The 16,372-nt window shown below is 58.7% G+C and carries 17 protein-coding genes and 1 other RNA gene; 9 read left to right on the forward strand and 9 right to left on the reverse strand.

The window, feature by feature from the left end; genetic code table 11:
• The first annotated feature begins 59 nt into the window (after nucleotides 1-59).
• Nucleotides 60-818: a hypothetical protein gene (locus KF767_01250; protein MBX3016486.1), complete on the forward strand. Its 759-nt coding sequence runs from the start codon at nucleotides 60-62 to the stop codon at nucleotides 816-818.
• Between the two features lie 46 nt (nucleotides 819-864).
• On the opposite strand, the gene KF767_01255 is transcribed toward KF767_01250, so the two are convergent.
• The 3 genes from KF767_01255 to KF767_01265 all read right to left on the reverse strand — a co-directional run bounded on the left by KF767_01255 (nucleotide 865) and on the right by KF767_01265 (nucleotide 2,439).
• Complete coding sequence (locus KF767_01255; GenBank protein ID MBX3016487.1) at nucleotides 865-1,194, reverse strand: hypothetical protein; 330 nt, start codon at nucleotides 1,192-1,194, stop codon at nucleotides 865-867.
• Nucleotides 1,195-1,274: 80 nt separating this feature from the next.
• Nucleotides 1,275-1,976: a CPBP family intramembrane metalloprotease gene (locus KF767_01260; protein ID MBX3016488.1), complete on the reverse strand. Its 702-nt coding sequence runs from the start codon at nucleotides 1,974-1,976 to the stop codon at nucleotides 1,275-1,277.
• A 25-nt stretch (nucleotides 1,977-2,001) separates the two neighbouring features.
• Nucleotides 2,002-2,439: a fibronectin type III domain-containing protein gene (locus KF767_01265; protein MBX3016489.1), complete on the reverse strand. Its 438-nt coding sequence runs from the start codon at nucleotides 2,437-2,439 to the stop codon at nucleotides 2,002-2,004.
• A gap of 127 nt (nucleotides 2,440-2,566) precedes the next feature.
• Between KF767_01265 and rnpB the strand changes: the two genes are divergently transcribed.
• Both rnpB and KF767_01275 read left to right on the forward strand, forming a co-directional pair.
• An RNA gene (rnpB, locus tag KF767_01270) (RNase P RNA component class A) lies at nucleotides 2,567-2,944 on the forward strand.
• Between the two features lie 94 nt (nucleotides 2,945-3,038).
• Nucleotides 3,039-4,892, forward strand: a complete 1,854-nt coding sequence (locus KF767_01275; GenBank protein ID MBX3016490.1) for a M3 family oligoendopeptidase — start codon at nucleotides 3,039-3,041, stop codon at nucleotides 4,890-4,892.
• 118 nt (nucleotides 4,893-5,010) lie between these two features.
• Here the strand turns inward: KF767_01275 and KF767_01280 are convergent, their stop codons facing one another.
• The 6 genes from KF767_01280 to KF767_01305 all read right to left on the reverse strand — a co-directional run bounded on the left by KF767_01280 (nucleotide 5,011) and on the right by KF767_01305 (nucleotide 10,213).
• Nucleotides 5,011-5,988: an HNH endonuclease gene (locus KF767_01280; GenBank protein ID MBX3016491.1), complete on the reverse strand. Its 978-nt coding sequence runs from the start codon at nucleotides 5,986-5,988 to the stop codon at nucleotides 5,011-5,013.
• A 311-nt stretch (nucleotides 5,989-6,299) separates the two neighbouring features.
• Nucleotides 6,300-6,734 (reverse strand): DUF2141 domain-containing protein, encoded by a 435-nt coding sequence (locus tag KF767_01285; protein MBX3016492.1) that lies wholly within the window; start codon nucleotides 6,732-6,734, stop codon nucleotides 6,300-6,302.
• A 46-nt stretch (nucleotides 6,735-6,780) separates the two neighbouring features.
• Nucleotides 6,781-7,230: a hypothetical protein gene (locus tag KF767_01290; protein MBX3016493.1), complete on the reverse strand. Its 450-nt coding sequence runs from the start codon at nucleotides 7,228-7,230 to the stop codon at nucleotides 6,781-6,783.
• A 72-nt stretch (nucleotides 7,231-7,302) separates the two neighbouring features.
• Nucleotides 7,303-8,160, reverse strand: coding sequence for a trypsin-like serine protease (locus KF767_01295; protein ID MBX3016494.1), 858 nt, complete (start codon nucleotides 8,158-8,160; stop codon nucleotides 7,303-7,305).
• Between the two features lie 368 nt (nucleotides 8,161-8,528).
• Nucleotides 8,529-9,653 (reverse strand): class I SAM-dependent methyltransferase, encoded by a 1,125-nt coding sequence (locus KF767_01300; protein ID MBX3016495.1) that lies wholly within the window; start codon nucleotides 9,651-9,653, stop codon nucleotides 8,529-8,531.
• Nucleotides 9,653-10,213, reverse strand: coding sequence for a hypothetical protein (locus KF767_01305; protein ID MBX3016496.1), 561 nt, complete (start codon nucleotides 10,211-10,213; stop codon nucleotides 9,653-9,655). The genes KF767_01300 and KF767_01305 overlap by 1 nt, the downstream gene beginning before the upstream one ends.
• 11 nt (nucleotides 10,214-10,224) lie before the next feature.
• On the opposite strand from KF767_01305, the gene KF767_01310 reads away from it, so the two are divergent.
• From KF767_01310 to KF767_01335, 6 genes are all read left to right on the forward strand, one after another.
• Complete coding sequence (locus tag KF767_01310) at nucleotides 10,225-10,881, forward strand: hypothetical protein (protein ID MBX3016497.1); 657 nt, start codon at nucleotides 10,225-10,227, stop codon at nucleotides 10,879-10,881.
• On the forward strand, nucleotides 10,856-12,463 hold the full coding sequence (locus KF767_01315) for a methylcrotonoyl-CoA carboxylase (protein MBX3016498.1): 1,608 nt from the start codon (nucleotides 10,856-10,858) through the stop codon (nucleotides 12,461-12,463). Before KF767_01310 ends, KF767_01315 begins: the two co-directional genes overlap by 26 nt.
• A gap of 273 nt (nucleotides 12,464-12,736) precedes the next feature.
• Complete coding sequence (locus tag KF767_01320) at nucleotides 12,737-13,510, forward strand: enoyl-CoA hydratase/isomerase family protein (protein ID MBX3016499.1); 774 nt, start codon at nucleotides 12,737-12,739, stop codon at nucleotides 13,508-13,510.
• Nucleotides 13,507-14,997 carry an ATP-grasp domain-containing protein gene (locus KF767_01325; protein MBX3016500.1) on the forward strand — a complete coding sequence of 497 codons (1,491 nt, stop codon included), beginning with the start codon at nucleotides 13,507-13,509 and terminating at the stop codon, nucleotides 14,995-14,997. Before KF767_01320 ends, KF767_01325 begins: the two co-directional genes overlap by 4 nt.
• Nucleotide 14,998: 1 nt before the next feature.
• The gene (locus tag KF767_01330; GenBank protein MBX3016501.1) at nucleotides 14,999-15,391 is read left to right on the forward strand and encodes a biotin/lipoyl-binding protein; all 393 of its coding nucleotides are present in this window, start codon (nucleotides 14,999-15,001) and stop codon (nucleotides 15,389-15,391) included.
• On the forward strand, nucleotides 15,388-16,305 hold the full coding sequence (locus KF767_01335) for a hydroxymethylglutaryl-CoA lyase (GenBank protein MBX3016502.1): 918 nt from the start codon (nucleotides 15,388-15,390) through the stop codon (nucleotides 16,303-16,305). Before KF767_01330 ends, KF767_01335 begins: the two co-directional genes overlap by 4 nt.
• Nucleotides 16,306-16,372 lie beyond the last annotated feature (67 nt).

The raw sequence follows: 16,372 nt of genomic DNA on the forward strand, positions 1-16,372 counted from the left end.
GTTTTTACAGTCTGTGAATGTGTTTCTGGCCGCCGGGGGTTGGTGGCCGAGGGGTAAAGATGAAGTTGTGGATGGGGTTGAGCTTAGTTCTCGCGCTCGGGCTGACCGCGGGATGTAGCTCCGAATATGATGCGTCTTTGAATCTGCCGTCGACGGACGGGGACAACAATAACCTGAGCGAAGATCCGAATGAAAACGTGCTCACGCCCACGCCGAATCCGACTCCGGACGACACGCCGGCCTTCGCTTACGAACCGCTGAGCTGGGAATCCGCGCGCAGCGATTCGAAGCCTTGGTCGACTTACGCGTTCAAAGTGATTCGCGAGGAAGCTTACGACTCTTTAAACAAGGCGATCGATGCCGACGTCTTCTGCCCGAACTACCACAACCTTTCGAAAGATCAGCGGATCAACTTCTGGGGCGCGCTGATTTCGGGAATCACGAAGTTCGAATCGGGCTACAATCCCACGACCCGTTACCACGAGTCGACCATGGGAACCGATCCGATCACGAAGCAACCCGTGTACAGCGAAGGGCTGCTGCAGCTGAGCTATCAGGACGTGCAATGGGCGAAGTACTGCGAGTTCGATTGGTCGAAAGACAAGAACCTGAAATCGACCGATCCGAAGAAAACGATCTTCGACCCTTATAAGAACCTGCGCTGCGGAATCAAGATCCTGGCGGCGCAAGTGAACCGCACGAAAGAGATTCTGCTGACGTCGGGAGTGTACTGGGCGGTGATCCGCGAAGGCGGCCGCTACGAGAAGATCGATGAGATCGCGGTGATCACAAAAAAGCTGACCTTCTGTAAGAAGTAAGTCGGCGAAAAAGAAAAACCCGGCTACGGCCGGGTTTTTTTATTTTTTAATCACAAGCCAGACTGTTGGACAGAACGTTGTCGGCTTTGGCCTCGCCGATATAACTCAGTTTGCACTGCCAAGGCTGATCCTCGGGTGTATCGCTCAAGGGTTGGCTGACCTGCACGACGCCCTCCAGGGTGGTTGCGCCGTTTTCCGGGATCGCGACGATGTGGCCATTCATACATTTGCGCATATTCAGTTCGTAACCGCCGTTGCTGCCTTCGAGCGCGTCCTCGATCGTTTCGCAGAAGGCGCGGACTTCACCGCGGGTGGCCGCGCGGGCGTAAAGCGAGAGCGGGGACAAAATCGCGGCGATCAAAATCAGGGCGCGCATGGAATTCCTTTCGTGAGGGGCCCCGGCTTTTACCAGAAACCCCGAATCCGTGCCCGTTAACCCTGCATGAAGTGGGATTGTTACACGCTCGCGAACAGGAGCAGGTAACCCAAACTGAGGATGGCGATATCCGCGTAGCAGTGGCTGATCCAGACTCCCCACAGGGACTGGCGGCGCCGGTATTGAAAGGCCCAGATCGCGCCGGCCACGAACACAAAAGCCGACAGCAGGACGACCCATGCGGCTGAGCTGCCCGGATCCACGTACTGGGCGATGACCACGATATGGTGGCCGGTGAATCCCAGCGACGACAGGATCAGCGCGGGCAGAAAACGCATGCGCTTCTCGAGTTCATGGTGCAGGAAGGCCCGCCAGTAGAACTCCTCGAACAGCGAATGCACCACCGAGATGAAGAGACAAAGCGCCAGGAAGCGGAACGGAGTTCCGGCTCCGAAGGCGTCGACCTTGGCTTGGATCAATGGCTTTGCGGCTTGGACGACCGGGAGCTGATGCAGAACGAAGGCGTACAGCGCCCACAATCCCACCAGCATCGCGAAGCCCGTGGCGATGCCCTCAAGGACGTCGGCTTTGTCCCAGCGCCAAAGGCGGGGTGCGGGTTCCCGAAAAGCGTAGATCCAGATGAAGGGGAGCGCGAGTTGGACGAGTTTCGAAAGGGCGTAGAACGCGGGGACGGACCCGGGATCCCGGGCCAAGACCATATACGAAAAAACCGAAAGACTCGGGAAGACGCCGGCGAAGAGAAGAAAGAAGGATTTCGTCATCGCCGGAAAGAAGTGATTTCTCGGCTTACTTTACTTCGAAGCTAGAGTTCGTGAAGTAGCCTTTGGTGTAAGTGGCATCGTTCGCGGGTTTGCGGCCAGCGACGCGCCAGAAGTAAGGACCGGCTTCGAGAGCGGGAGTCTGGAAGGACTCACCGGTCACGTTGGCGTTGTCGACGACGAGCCATTTGAAGCGGGGATCTTTCGCGACTTGAACGTGGTAAACGTCGGCGCCGGTGGCGGCGGTCCATTTCAGCGTGACGGTGGCATCGACTTTTGCCAGCGCTTTGGGCTCGGTCAACGAGACGCGACCGGGAAGGGTCGACTTGGTCAGATCCGCGACGGGTTGGGGAACGCCCACGCTGTGGTGTCCGTCACCGTGCTCTTCGCCGCCGGCGGCCAGCGCGCCCGAGAAGACTCCCGCCAGAACCATCATAAAAACTGTGACCGAAAGCATCCATTTCATGGCGAAAACTCCTTAGCCGGTGATCTTTTAAGCGGTGAAATCGGGCCTAGATTAAAACCGGTCGGGCGTGAGGATCAACTGGTTTTGCAGGTTGTGGGAAAGGCCATTGCGTGCTATTTGGGCAGCACGAGTTTTTCGGGCCATCGCCGGTGTTTCTGGGCAACCAGAAGTGCGGGAGGAAAGTCCGGACTCCGCAGGGCAGCGCAGGGGGTAACGCCCCCCACGGGTGACCGTAGGAACAGTGGAACAGAGAGAAGGTCCAGGGCATTGATCCTTTCGCCGGGAACGGGAGGCGATCGGGGAGCCGCTGGAGTGAAAACAGCCAAACTCTGCGCGGAGCAAGATCAAATAGGGTGGCACAGAAAACGCGGCCCGCGTCGAGCCACCGGGTCAGATCGCTTGAGCGGAACAGTAATGTCTCGCCTAGAGGAATGATGGTCCTTGTTGAAGGCTGAACAGAGAGGCCCCGACAGGACAGGATCCGGCTTACAGAAAAACTCGTTCTACTTCTATGCCGGGTGCGTGAATCCACGCACCCGGCGCCTATAAGCGACCGGCGCCTTCGCGCCGGTGCCAGCAAACAACCGTCTGGGGGGACGATGTCGACAGCTCAAGATTCCGCAACGAAGTTTCAAGGTCCTGCTTGGGATAACTCCTCCGAATACGCGGGCTTCGATGCTCCGGAATTCGTGGCCGATGTCGAGGCGGTGAAAGCCGCGGCGACCGAGATTCGCTCCCGGTTGGCGGCCCTTTCGTTCGGCGAAGAAAACCCGGCGCTCGTGAGCGCGCTGCAAGAGATCTCGGCGATTCGTCACCGGGCCCTCGTCCTCGCCTACAATTTGAACGCTTATTGTAATCTGGAAACGTCCATCGACGCGAAGATCGAGCGTGCCCGCAAAGAGAGCGTGCGCATGCAGGATCTGCTGACCGATCTGAGCGCGGCGATCCTGCCGCTGAATCTGTTCCTGAAGAAGTGCTCCGAGGATTTCCTCGAGAAGTATCTCGCGTCGGACGTGACCGCGAGCGAAGCCTTCTTCCACGACGAGGGCCGCAAGGCCGTTGCGTACTCGCTGTCGGAAGAAGACGAGATCACCTTGACCCAGTTCCGCAGTCACGGACCCACGGCGTGGGGGCGTCTGTACAATCAGCTGGCGGGAACCCTTCAGGCCGAAACCTCCATGGGAAAAATGGGGCTCGCGCAGGCGGGCGGTTATCTGCGCTCGGTGAATGAAAATGAACGTCGCGAGGCTTGGGAAGGGATCCAGAAAGCTTGGAAGACCTATGAGGAGCCCGTCGCCGGAATCCTGAACAGCCTTTCGGGCTGGCGCCATGAAGAGTACAAAAAGCGTTCGGCGAAAGCGCCCATGGATTACCTCACCCAGCCCTTGCTGGATTCGCGCATCGAGCGTCGCACCTTGGACGCCATGATGCAGGCGATCCGCCAGCGTCAGGATCTGACGCAGAAATCTTTGGCGTTGATGGCGCGCGCGCTGGGGAAAGAAAAAGTCGATGCGTGGGATCTGCTCGCGCCGGCTCCGGCCTCCATTGGCGCGGGAAAGCTCTATACCTTCGAAGAGGCCATCGCGTTGATCCGTCAGACCTTCGCTTCGTTGAATCCCGCCATGGCCGAGTTCTTGGACGTCATGGTGAAGAACAACTGGATCGAGGGCCGCGTTCTGCCGAACAAGCGCACGGGCGCGTTCTGCTCGGGCTTCCAGAAGTCGCGCACCCCGCGCGTGTTCCAGACCTATATGGGTTCGCTGCAGGACGTGTCGACGCTCGCGCACGAGCTCGGTCACGCATTCCACTCGTGGGTGATGCGCGATATTCCGTTCTTCGAAACCCGCTACCCGATGACGTTGGCTGAGACCGCGAGCATCTTCTCGGAAACCGCGCTGGCCGACGAACTCGCGCGTACGGGCGGCGCTTCGCTTCTGGGTGAGGTCGCTTGGGCCGACGTCAGCGATGCGGTCGCGTTCCTGGCGAACATCCCCGCGCGTTTCGAATTCGAAAAGAACTTCTACGAGCGCCGTACGAAGGGCCCGCTGTCACCCCGTGAGCTGTCGCAGCTGACGGACGAGGCGTGGCGCGAATGGTACGGCGATATGCTGTCGGGTTACGAGAGCCAGTTCTGGATGACGAAGTTGCACTTCTCGATTCCGAGCGTGAGCTTCTACAACTTCCCTTACAGCTTCGGCTATCTGTTCAGCCTGGCGGTCTACGGCTACCGCGAAGAGTGGGGCGCGGACTTCTATCCGAAGTACACGGCACTCCTGCGCGACACGGGTCGGATGACGGCGGAAGACTTGGTCGAAAAACACCTCGGACAGAATCTGCGCACGGTGGAGTTCTGGCTGAAGCCGCTGGCCGTGGTTGAGAAAAAGGTTCTGCGCTTCGAGCAGCTTTTGGGCGAGGCGAATGTACGGCTTAGTGCGCCGGATGCGCGAGTTTAGGGTTCTCATCTCCGTTCAAAACGTGAACCTTGACCCACTTCCGAATCGGAAGTGGGCGCTTGATTCCATCCAGGGGAAGCAGCCTGAAGGCTGCCTGGTTTCAGTTGAAACTTGTGTTTCAGAGAGATCGATTTCTGCCACGGTTGTGCGCCGAACAGAGGGCGCGTAAGTTCTCGGCTTCGTTTCCACCACCTGCGTGCACCGGGCGGATATGATCGATTTGTAAGAGGTGTCGCGAACCGCAGCGTTTTCCGGTGGTTGGATCGGTGTAGACACAGCCGCGCGGGCTGGACGCTACTTCCGATTCGGAAGTGGATTTTAAGTTCGAAGCTTCATTTTCATTCCTAGGGCCGGGGATCGGAAATCTCTTTCGGTCAGAGAATGGCGTGGGGCCACCGCCCAGGAGTCTTTTTCGTAGACTCGGCGCGATCTGGCGGGGATTTCTTGAGCGCTTCCCTTGCGGTGAGGCGCGTTTGATCTCGATGCGACGGGAGATTTCTTTTTTTGCAAGATAGATGGCCAATTCTGCGTGCCTCCGAGTCGGAATCGAATGAGAGACGAGTTCACCCACGCGGCACCAGTCGTGGTACTCCTCTTTGGTCAGAGTCATGGTGAGCGTCACCGAACCGTCGCCATGATGTTGCGTGCGTTCGGTTGCGGCGCCTTCGACCTTCAGTTCCTTCGCTAGGATCTGCTGGGTTTCCGCGAAACTGCGCGACTCGATTTTTTCGAGCAGCTCTAGTTTATCGGTAGCGTCCATTTTGGTGCGGAACTCTTTCTCTGCCCGTTGGATGTTTTGCGTGATGAGCGCGATCTGAGAAAGGTTCAATTTCCCCTCTTCGATCTTCGCCGCCACTTCGGGAATTTCCCGTAAAAGTCGGGCCGCACTGATGCGTCTTTGCGCCGCCGCCGCGGAATAGCCGTAAACTTGAGTGAGGTACTCAAACAGTGAGGGATAGGCTTTCTCCAGATAGAGTCGGCGTCGATCCACTTCCGCGATGCACTCCAAAACAAGATGCGTGATCTTCCGCTCGGTTCGAACGAGCTTCGTCAGTCGCTCGACCAAGCGGGCGTCGGGAAAGGATTCAAGTTTCATACATGCCCCCATTCGAATGGTTCCGTCCAAGAAGCTAACACGGGTTTTGAAATCTCGAATTCGGCGTGTTTTGCGAATGAAGTTGCGATTCCGGAAGCGTGACGAAATGCCACCGAAGCCTTGCTGTTGGCTCTAGAGGAGGCACGAATCAAAAGTACAAGAGGGACCGTGAATTGCGAGAAGAAGTCTGATCTCGCCGCTCTGAAGGCGCGCGAAATCAGGTCAAGGGGAATTGAAGATGATGCTTCGCGGTCGGATGGAGAGTCAGAGTTGCGTGAACGTGCCTGAGGCGCGCGCTTAACGGCGCGCCTTCAAAAGTACTTCATCTTCACGTTCGCGGTGCCGCCAGGCACGCGCAACTCGAAGGCCGACGCCGAAAACGGCGGCGGCCCGAAGCGCAGGCGCGGATCGTTGGAGAAGCCGAAGCCCTCTTTCGGAATGCCGATCAGATTCGTGTCGAGTTTGCCGTTGTCGTTTTCGTCGTGGATGAAGGCGACCGCGTAGGTGCCGGGCGCGAGATCGCGGAAGACGATCGTCATCTCTCCCGCGCGGGCTTTGACTTTACGGACGTGGAGCGCGGCTTCGGGATCGTCGGGGAAACCGTCCGCGCGGTCGTAAAGCGAGACCAAGACCGAGCCCCGGTCGTTACGGATACTGTTGATCTGCAGATTGAGCGTCGCGGCTTCGACCGTCGCGGCGCTCATGAGTGTGGCCAAAAGGGCCAGTGTCGGTGTGCCATGGGACATACGCCCTCCCGCCCCTAGGAAAGAGCAAGAAGGCGGCCGGGCGAGATTACCACTCGCGGGGGCTGAAGATGTAATTGACCGCGCCGCAGTTGAGCTCACGGCGAATCATCGTGCCGTCGCCATCGTCGTATTCGAAGGAAGCCACGCCCTCTTTCAGTGTCAGCAAATAGGACTCAGCCCAGTAGGCGCCCGGGCGATCGCCCGCGTACTGAATCTGATCCGCGCCCTCGGTGACTTTCAAGCCTTGAAGATCTTTTTGTGAATACTCGATGACGTTCAACGAAAGCGCGGGCGTGGCCCAGATCAGCTGGAGCTTTGTGATCACGTCTTTCTCGACGGTCAGAAAGGTGTGGATGTGCATGGGCTTCGAAGTGTCCGAGCAAGTCAGGCGGTAGAAGTCGGCTTTCTGAATTTCGGCGACACTTTTGTACTCGATCGCTTGCGCGAAGGAGTTCAGCGATACGAACAGCAAAGCGACAGGCAGAAAACGCAACATGGGGACCTCCCGGAATGAGGCCCGTCTAGCGGATTTCGGGGGAAAGGCGAGGGGATTCTAGTGTGCGCTGTGCTACTGCACTCCTGGCGGTTCTTCGCCGGCGTACATACGCTCCATGATATTGCGGTCTTTGTCCGCTTGGATACGGGCGTCGCGCTCTTCAATGCCCTTTTCAACGTTCAAGATGCCTTTCGCCGAAATGCCGGACATCCAAAAGTACTGTCGGCATGCGTAAGACCGCTTTTCGATCATTTGGGGCTCGTCAAGACGCCCGCGAATGGTGGTCGTAATGCCCGCCAGAGCGAACTTGCCGTTGACCTTGCAATAGATCGGTCCACCCGAGTCGCCCGGGCAGACGCGGGAGTCGTTGTCGTACACGCCCACGATACTGTTTTCGCGGGCGTTTCCACCGAGGCGAATGTCCTCTTGGCGTTGTCGGCGCCCATAGCGGAAGAATTCATCGAGTCCATCGTATTCGACATTTTTAACGAAGTTTTCGCTCTTTCTCGGTTGCGTGAACTGCGCCACGCGGAGTCGCTCCGAGACGCCGTCATTTTCTTCATTCACGCCGAAGCCCGCGGCGTACAGTCGGCGCTGATCGCAAGATTCGGTCGCCATCCGTATTTCGGGGTAGTTGTAGGGGCCCGTGTTGACCTTCAAGTTCATGAAATCCATGCGCTGATCGTGAAGAAGGTTGCCCGAGTCGACGGGGACCGTGCGGTACTTCCTCGTTTTCGGATCGTAAATTTGGACCGCGAGATTGCTTTCAGCGATCCGCACATTGATCGGCTTGCTCCGCGAACCCGAAGAAGAGGTCACGCAATGTCCCGCCGTCGCGACTTCGCCATTTTTACGGATGACGCCGGTGCAGATCGCGACAAAATTTCCGTTTTGGTCCAAAGACCCGACCTGAACCGTGCGTGCCAACATATAGCGATCGAAATTTGACATCTCTTTCGATGGGGGAATCACTTTCGGAACCATGGGACCTTGAAGGGGGGCGGTCACCCGATTGTAAACGCGTTCGAAAGCGTCGGGCTCTTGTCTTTTTGGCTTTTCGCCCACGACGCGACCGTCAACGACGGCCTGAGCGGAAATTGTGAAGCAAATAAGAAGCGATGAGATGCCAAGACGACGATGTGGACTCATGTCCATTTGACCTGCAAGCGGCGTACATGTTCCATTTCGAGAAGAAATCGAGCGGTGCGCTCGGAGTTCTTTGTGATCGTGAGCGTTGTCGGCTTTCACGAGACAGCTGTGTAGATGAATGGCACCTTCATCTTCGCCGGAGTTTCACATCAAGTCCGTCGTTTATTCGCCAGCACGAAAAGTTCCGAGCCCTGGCGGCGCGGCTCGGATTTCTTCCAGCGGCCCCAGAACTGGAACTGGTAATTCTTCTTCAGGCGTTCGCGCAGCTCCCACTCGGTGCCGCCGAAGGGCGGGCCCACGGGGCGGTCCATCACGAAAAAGACACCCATCAAATAACCGCCGGGACTCAGTAGACGATTCCAGATCCGCACGAGCTGATCCCGTTGGCCGGGATCGATGGCGCAGTAACAGGTGTGCTCGAAGATCACGTCGAACTGACCGTCCCACGCCTGCGGAAGTTTGAAGAGATCGTGCTCGACCCAGGTGATGTTCGACAGATGAGCGTAACGTTCGCGACCGGCCTTCACCGCTTCGGGCGAAATGTCGACCGCGGTCACGACGTGACCCGCTTCCGCGAAGAAGGCGGCATCATTGCCCCGTCCCGCACCCAAAACCAGAACCCGTGATTTCGGCAACTTCAGTCGTGGCATCATATCGACGAGCGCCGGAGCGGGAGCGTTCAGCTCCCAACCGTCTTTCGCCTGTTGATAGAGTTCGGTCCAGAAGGCGCCGGTGCGGACGTCGGGATCCGCGCTCATCCAGGGTTTGACGGGATAGTCGACGCCGCCGAACTTCACGCCGTCATCGTCGAAACCGTCGAGCAGATCGAAAAACTGCACCTGCGCCTTGCGCGAAAAAACGTAGGGAATGCCTTGAGGCGTGCGCCCGTGAAAGCGATCCCACTGATCGACGCTCAACTGCGTGAAATCGAGGGCGCAGCGCACGCCGTAGGGGAAGGTGACCACAAGGACTTCGTCCCGCGCGCTTTCGAGGCTCACGGGCACCAGGCCGCGCTCGGCGGCGAAAGTCCCCGGTTCGGGGGCGGGCAATTTTTTGAGTTCGGCGAGGGTGTCCACGCGCTGGACGACGAGGGGCTCATCGAAAGGCTCGAGCGGAAGTTCGTCGTTTTCCCAAAGGCAGGTGAAGGTGCCGCGCTCCTTGCGGACGATGGATTCGAGAAGGTTCGCGCCGAGCTCTTCGTCGACGATGCGCTTTTCGCCCATCATGAAAAAGCCCTCTTCATCGATGACGAGGGCTTTGTTCGGATCGAGCATCAGTTCTCTGTGGAGTTGCCGACGGGCGGTTGGCCCGGTGTCGGGTTGACGACCGGTGTGGGTGTCGCAGTGGGAGCGCCGGTCGCGGCGTCGACGGGAGCGGGAGCCGCACCCGCAGTCGGCACGTCGGCGGGCTCTTCGCCTTCACCGGGCGTCACGCGCTGCTCGTCTTGGATGATGAGGGTTTCGCTGGTCATGACCTGACCTTCGCGCATTTGCCAGGCCTCGGGGGCGCCGGCTTCTTGGCTGGCCGCGCGCATCAACTCGACTTGGCCGGCGCGTTGAATTTTCGCGTAGGTTCCATTGATGTCGGGTTCTTCGAATTCATAGCGGAATTTCACGCGAACCGCGTTGTCCGATAGGCTTTCTGACTTCAGCTCGTGAATAGCGAAGTTCCGGGCGTTGGGCTTCTCTTTGGACAGCTGAGTCGTAACGATTTGCAGGAGGGTTGCCTGCATGTCCGCATGCGTCTGGTAGGTGACGGCGGGGCGGTTATGCACCACGACCCAGGTTCCAACCAGAAGAATTGCAAAGAACACCGCGCTGAAAATCTTCGTCATGAGGCCAGTCCTTGAATAAAAGCTCAAAGTTCGGTTTGATGCCGTTCTGCATGAGATTGCGAGATTTTCAGCAAGACATCAATAAGAAGTTCAAGCTTCTCACCGAGACAATGGGTGAGGCGATCGGCGAATTTTCAGAGACGCTTCAGAGTCCGCGTGCGCGCGCGCTGTTAAGCTCTGCATTAGAGTTCGTGAAGCCCCATCATTTGGCGCTGGGCCTGCGCGTTTCGCGCCTGTCGACGACACGGATCGAAGTGGTCGTGCCTTTGAAGGCCCGCGCCCCGGAAATGCCCACGGGTGAAGCATCTGAGGCGATCATGGATCCGGGAGTGCTCACGACCGCGGCGAATTTGGGGGCCCAGCTCCTGCTGCGCCGTCAAGATCAGGCCGAGCTTGGGATCGGGCAAATCAGCGAGGCGCATTTGCGTTTCGTCGGCCCCGTCACGAGCACGCTGCGCGGACGTTTGGAGTTTTCCAAGATCGCGCAGGAAAGTCTGCGCGCGGAGCTGAAGAAAAACGGCCGCGCCGAGATCGAACTCGTCATGGCTTTCTTCGACGATTCTGAACGTCTGGTCGCCGACTGCAGTTTGCAGTATGTGGCGCGCCACTCTGAGCAACTGACCTGGACCGAGAAAGGTTCTGATGACACCGCTTCGAACACAAATTGAGACCCAGAGCGAAACCTACCGGCAGAACTATGAACAGATGCAAGCGCATCTGAAAGAGTGGCGCCGTCGCGTGGAGCTCGTGAAGCAAGGTGGCGGCGCCGACGCCGTCGCGAAACACAAATCGCGCGGTAAACTCACGGCGCGCGAGCGTATCGAGGGCCTGCTCGATCCCGGCACCGCATTCTTGGAGTTTTCGACGCTCGCGGCGTGGGACATGTACGACAACCAAGCGCCCGGCGCGGGCGTCATCACCGGTATCGGCGTCGTTTCGGGCGTGGAGTGCGTGATCGTTTCGAACGACGCGACGGTGAAGGGCGGGACCTACTACCCCATGACCGCGAAGAAACATTTGCGCGCGCAGGAGATCGCCCTCGAAAACGGTCTGCCTTGCATTTACCTGGTGGACTCGGGCGGGGCGTACCTTCCGCTGCAATCGGAAGTCTTCCCGGATCGTGATCACTTCGGTCGCATCTTCTACAACCAGGCCCGGATGTCGGCGCGGAACATTCCGCAGATCGCGGTCGTCATGGGCTCGTGCACGGCGGGCGGCGCCTACGTTCCCGCCATGGCCGACGAGAACGTCATCGTCAAAGACAACGGCACCATCTTCTTGGGCGGACCGCCCCTCGTGAAGGCCGCTACGGGCGAGGAAGTCAGCGCGCAGGATCTGGGCGGCGCCCACGTTCACTGCGAAGTCAGCGGCGTGACCGATCACTTCGCCGAAAACGATGAGCACGCGATCGCGATCACGAAGTCCATCGTGGCGAACCTCAACCATAAACGGGTCGTGAACCTCGCGCAGAAATCCATCGAAGAGCCCCTGTATCCCGCCGAAGAGATCTACGGGATCATCTCGAAAGACACGAAAACTCCCTATGACGTGCGCGAGGTGATCGCGCGTCTGGTGGACGGCTCGAACTTCCACGAGTTCAAAGCGTCCTACGGTTCGTCGTTGGTTTGCGGATTCGCGCACATCTGGGGTTATCCCGTGGGGATCGTCGCGAACAACGGCGTCCTGTTCAGTGAAAGCGCCGTGAAGGGCGCACACTTCGTCGAGCTGTGCGATCAGCGCGAGATCCCGCTTTTGTTCTTGCAGAACATCACCGGCTTCATGGTCGGGCAGAAATACGAAAACGAAGGCATCGCGAAACACGGCGCGAAGATGGTCATGGCCGTCTCGAACGCGCGCGTACCGAAGTTCACCGTCGTCATCGGCGGCTCGCACGGCGCGGGCAACTACGGCATGTGCGGTCGCGCTTACCAGCCCCGCATGATGTGGATGTGGCCGAACTCCAAGATCTCGGTCATGGGTGGCGAGCAGGCGGCGAACGTTCTGCTGACCATCAAGATGGATCAGATGGCGGCCAAGAAACAGCAGATGTCGCCCGCCGATCAGGCCGAGTTCAAACGTCCCATCCTGGAAAAGTACGACGAAGAGAGCTCGGCTTATTTCGCCAGCGCACGGATCTGGGATGACGGGATCATCGACCCTGCGGACACGCGTCGCGTGATCGCCCTGGGGATCGCGGCCAGCTTGAATTCCAAATGGGACGAGAAAAACCAAGGCGTCTTCCGGATGTGAGGCAAGGGCCTATCCTAAAACCAATTGAGGATTGAATCGAATGAAAGAGGGACAGATGCAAGGATCGACGACAAGTCATAGTCTCAACTATGGCGCGGAGGAGAGACGCCGTCAGGTGGCCCTCTTTCATTCGACCCTGCGGGCATGCTGGAAAAAGCCTTGCTCTTCGTTTCCAACGTCTCGAATTGGTCAGGACCAGTCCTTCGACGTTGGCGCCTTGATCAAGGCTTTTTCCACCATGTTCAACCCTCAATTGGTTTTAGGATAGGCCCTTTGAATACCATTAGCGTCTCTGAAAAAAACAACGTCCTCGAAGTGCGGTTGAACAAACCGCAGATCCGTAACGCCTTTTCGCCCGAGATGATCCGCGAACTCACGCAGGTCTTCTCGACGGTGAAAGAAAGCATCCGACTGGTCACCTTGTCGGGCGAGGGCTCGTCGTTCTGCGCGGGCGCGGATCTGAACTGGATGAAGTCCATGGTCGGCTTCTCGCTGCAAGAAAATGAAAAGGACTCGCTCGAGCTGCACGATCTGTTCGCGAGTATCCGTCAGTGCCCGGCTCCCGTTTTGGGAATCGTGCAGGGTGCGGCCTTTGGCGGCGGCGTGGGACTCGTGGCGGCCTGCGATTTCGTCGTCTGCACCGAAAAAACTCAGTTCTGCTTCAGCGAAGTGAAGCTCGGCATCGTGCCGGCGGTGATCAGCCGTTTCGTTCTGGAAAAATCCAGTCCGGGCCTTGTCGGTCCGTGGATGATCTCGGGGCGCGTGTTCAAAGCGGCGCAAGCGCTGAACATGGGCCTGGTGCACGAAGTGGTCGAAGACGAAGAGCTGACCGAGCGTGCGCAAGAGATCGCGCGCGGTTTCCTGCAAGCGGGGGGCGAGGCCACTCGCGCCACAAAAAAACTCGTGGTCGACATCGGCGTTTGGGCACCGGCGGAAGCCCGTGTTGAAACCGCGCGTTTGATCGCGAACCGTCGCGCCTCGAAAGAGGGGCAAGAGGGGATCAAAGCCTTCCTCGAAAAACGGAACCCCAGCTGGAGGCCGGAATGAGCCAAACGCGTTTTACCCGCGTCGCCATCGCGAACCGGGGCGAAGTCGCCGTGCGGATCATTCGCGCCCTGGATGAGATGGGCATCGAATCGGTCCTTCTGCATTCCGAGGCCGACGTCAGGACCCGCGCGTACCGTATGGCGACCCACAAGGTTTGCGTGGGGCCCGCCGCGACCGCGCAGAGTTATTTGAATATCGAAGCGAACATCGCGGCGGCGAAGGGCGCGGGCGCGCAAGCGATCCACCCCGGCTTCGGCTTTCTGTCCGAGAACGCCGACTTCGCCGAAGCCTGCGACAAGGCGGGCGTCGTTTTCGTCGGCCCTCCGGCGGCGGCGATCCGTAAACTCGGCGACAAGGTTCAGTGTAAAGAGCTGGCGCAAAAGTTGGGACTGCCGCTCGTTCCCGGCTATCAAGGTAAAGATCAATCCATCGATAACCTGATCGGCGAGGCCGAGCGCATCGGCTTCCCCGTCATCGTGAAAGCGGCGGCGGGCGGCGGCGGGCGCGGCATGAAGGTGTTGCGTTCGCGTGAAGAAGCGCGCGAATTGATCGAGTCCGCGCAGCGTGAAGCGCAGTCGGCTTTCGGCTCGCCCATCGTCTTCCTCGAAAAATATCTCGAGCGCGCGAAACACATCGAATTCCAAGTCTTCGCCGACTGCACGGGCCGCGCGGTTCACTTGAATGAACGCGAATGCTCGGTCCAGCGCCGTCACCAGAAGATCATCGAAGAGGCCATGTCGCCTTCGCTGACGCTGGATCTGCGCCAGAAAATGGGCGAAGCCGCGTGCCTGATCGTCGAGGCGGCGAACTACCGTGGCGCGGGGACCGTCGAGTTCCTGTTCCAAGACGGGCAGTTCTATCTGTTGGAAGTGAATACGCGTCTGCAGGTCGAACATCCGGTCACCGAACTGGTGATGGGCGTCGATCTGGTGAAAGCGCAGATCCGCACCGCCGAAAACGAAGCGGTCTTCCCCGAGCACCAGGTTCGCGCACCCCGTGGTCATTCCATCGAGTGCCGCATCTACGCGGAAGATCCCGAACTTGGCGGCGTTCCCAGCACGGGCCGTATCGGTCATGTGCACTGGCCGGAAGGGCCGGGCCGTCGTTTCGACTATGGTTTCGATCCAAATGATGAAGTGACGCCTTTCTACGACTCGATGATCGCGAAAGTGATCGTCTGGGACGAGACCCGTCAGCGCGCCATCCAGAAAATGCTCCGCGTTTTGGACGAAAGCGTGATCTTCGGCGTGAAAACGAACATTCCGCTGCTCAAAAAAATCATCAACCATCCCGAATTTGTTGCGGGCACGATGACGACGCGGTTTATGGATCAGCATTTCCCCGGTCCCGTGAAACGCGAGAAAAAAACCGGCGAAGAGCAGTGGATCAAGGAAGCCCTACGGAAAATTCCGAAGGGCCTGAGCGTGGCGACTTCAACCGGTGGCGGCGGCTCCTCGCCTTTCCATACACCTTGGCGGGGGATCTAAGATGAACCATCGTTATCTCCTTGAGGTGAATGGACAATCACGCTGGGTGGACGGCCAGTGGCTGCAAGGCCAATTGTGGATCCATTTGAATGGCGAGACCTTCATCGTCGAAAGCGAGACCAAGAATTTCGGTCAGGGCAAAGGCGGCAAGGCCAAGTCCGACATCGTCGCGCCCATGCCCGGCAAAGTGACCAAGGTCCTCGCGCAAGACGGCGCGAAAGTCGCCGAGGGCCAAGTCTTGATCGTGATGGAAGCGATGAAGATGGAGTACTCGCTGAAGGCCGAGCAGGCGGGCACGGTTCAAAAAGTCGACTGCAAAGTCGGCGATCAGGTCGTGCTTGGGAAAATCCTGGTGAAAGTAAATCCTGATGTGAAACCCGAGGCCTCCAAATGAAGAAGGCCGTGCGGATCGTCGATGTGTCGCTGCGGGACGGGCTGCAAAACGAAGCCACGCCGGTTTCGACCGCGAACCGCGTCCTGCTGGCGGAGCGTTTGATCGCGGCGGGCGTGACCCGCATGGAGCTGGGCGCTTTCGTCCGCGTCGAGAAAATCCCGCAGATGGCGGGCTCGATGGATGTCATCACGAAGACGCTCAAACATTTTCCCGACCAGAAGAAATACGGCTTCGCCGCGCTCGTGCCGAATCAAAAAGGCATGGATGACGCTCTGAAATCGGGGATCAAAGAGGTCGCGATTTTCACGGCGGCCTCGAACAGTTTCACGAAGGCCAACATCAACTGCACGATCGACGAAAGCTTCGAACGTTTCGCGGACGTCATGGCGGCGGCGAAGAAAAACAAAATCAAAGTGCGCGGTTATCTGTCGACCTGTTTCGGCTGCCCCTACGAGGGTGAGGTCGACGAAAAGGTCGTCGTGAAAATGGCGGAACGTCTGTACGCCATCGGCTGTTACGAGGTCTCGATCGGCGATACGATCGGCGTCGCGAATCCGGCGCAGGTCGTTCGCGTCTTCGAAAAGCTCGCGAAAAAGATCCCCATGGCTAAACTGGCCGGGCACTTTCACGACACGCGCGGGACGGCGCTGGCGAACATCCTGGCGGCTTACCAGACCGGCGTGCGGGTCTTCGATGCTTCGCTGGGCGGGATTGGCGGTTGCCCCTACGCCCCGGGGGCGGCGGGGAACGTGGCTCTCGAGGACGTGATCTATATGTTCAACGGCATGAAGGTCGATACGGGCCTGGATCTGCGCCAGCTCGTCGATACGAACCACTGGTTCGCCGAGATCATGGGAAAGAAGCTCAACTCGAAGATGTCCTTCGCCGGGTTGCCGAAGACTCGGCCCTCGTAGCTCGAAGCACGCGGAATTGTTTACAGTTTGACGAACCCGCCCTCGCGGATCGGGGGCTTTTCCGCTA

Source organism: Pseudobdellovibrionaceae bacterium (assembly GCA_019637875.1).
Lineage (GTDB): Bacteria > Bdellovibrionota > Bdellovibrionia > Bdellovibrionales > Bdellovibrionaceae > JAHBUW01.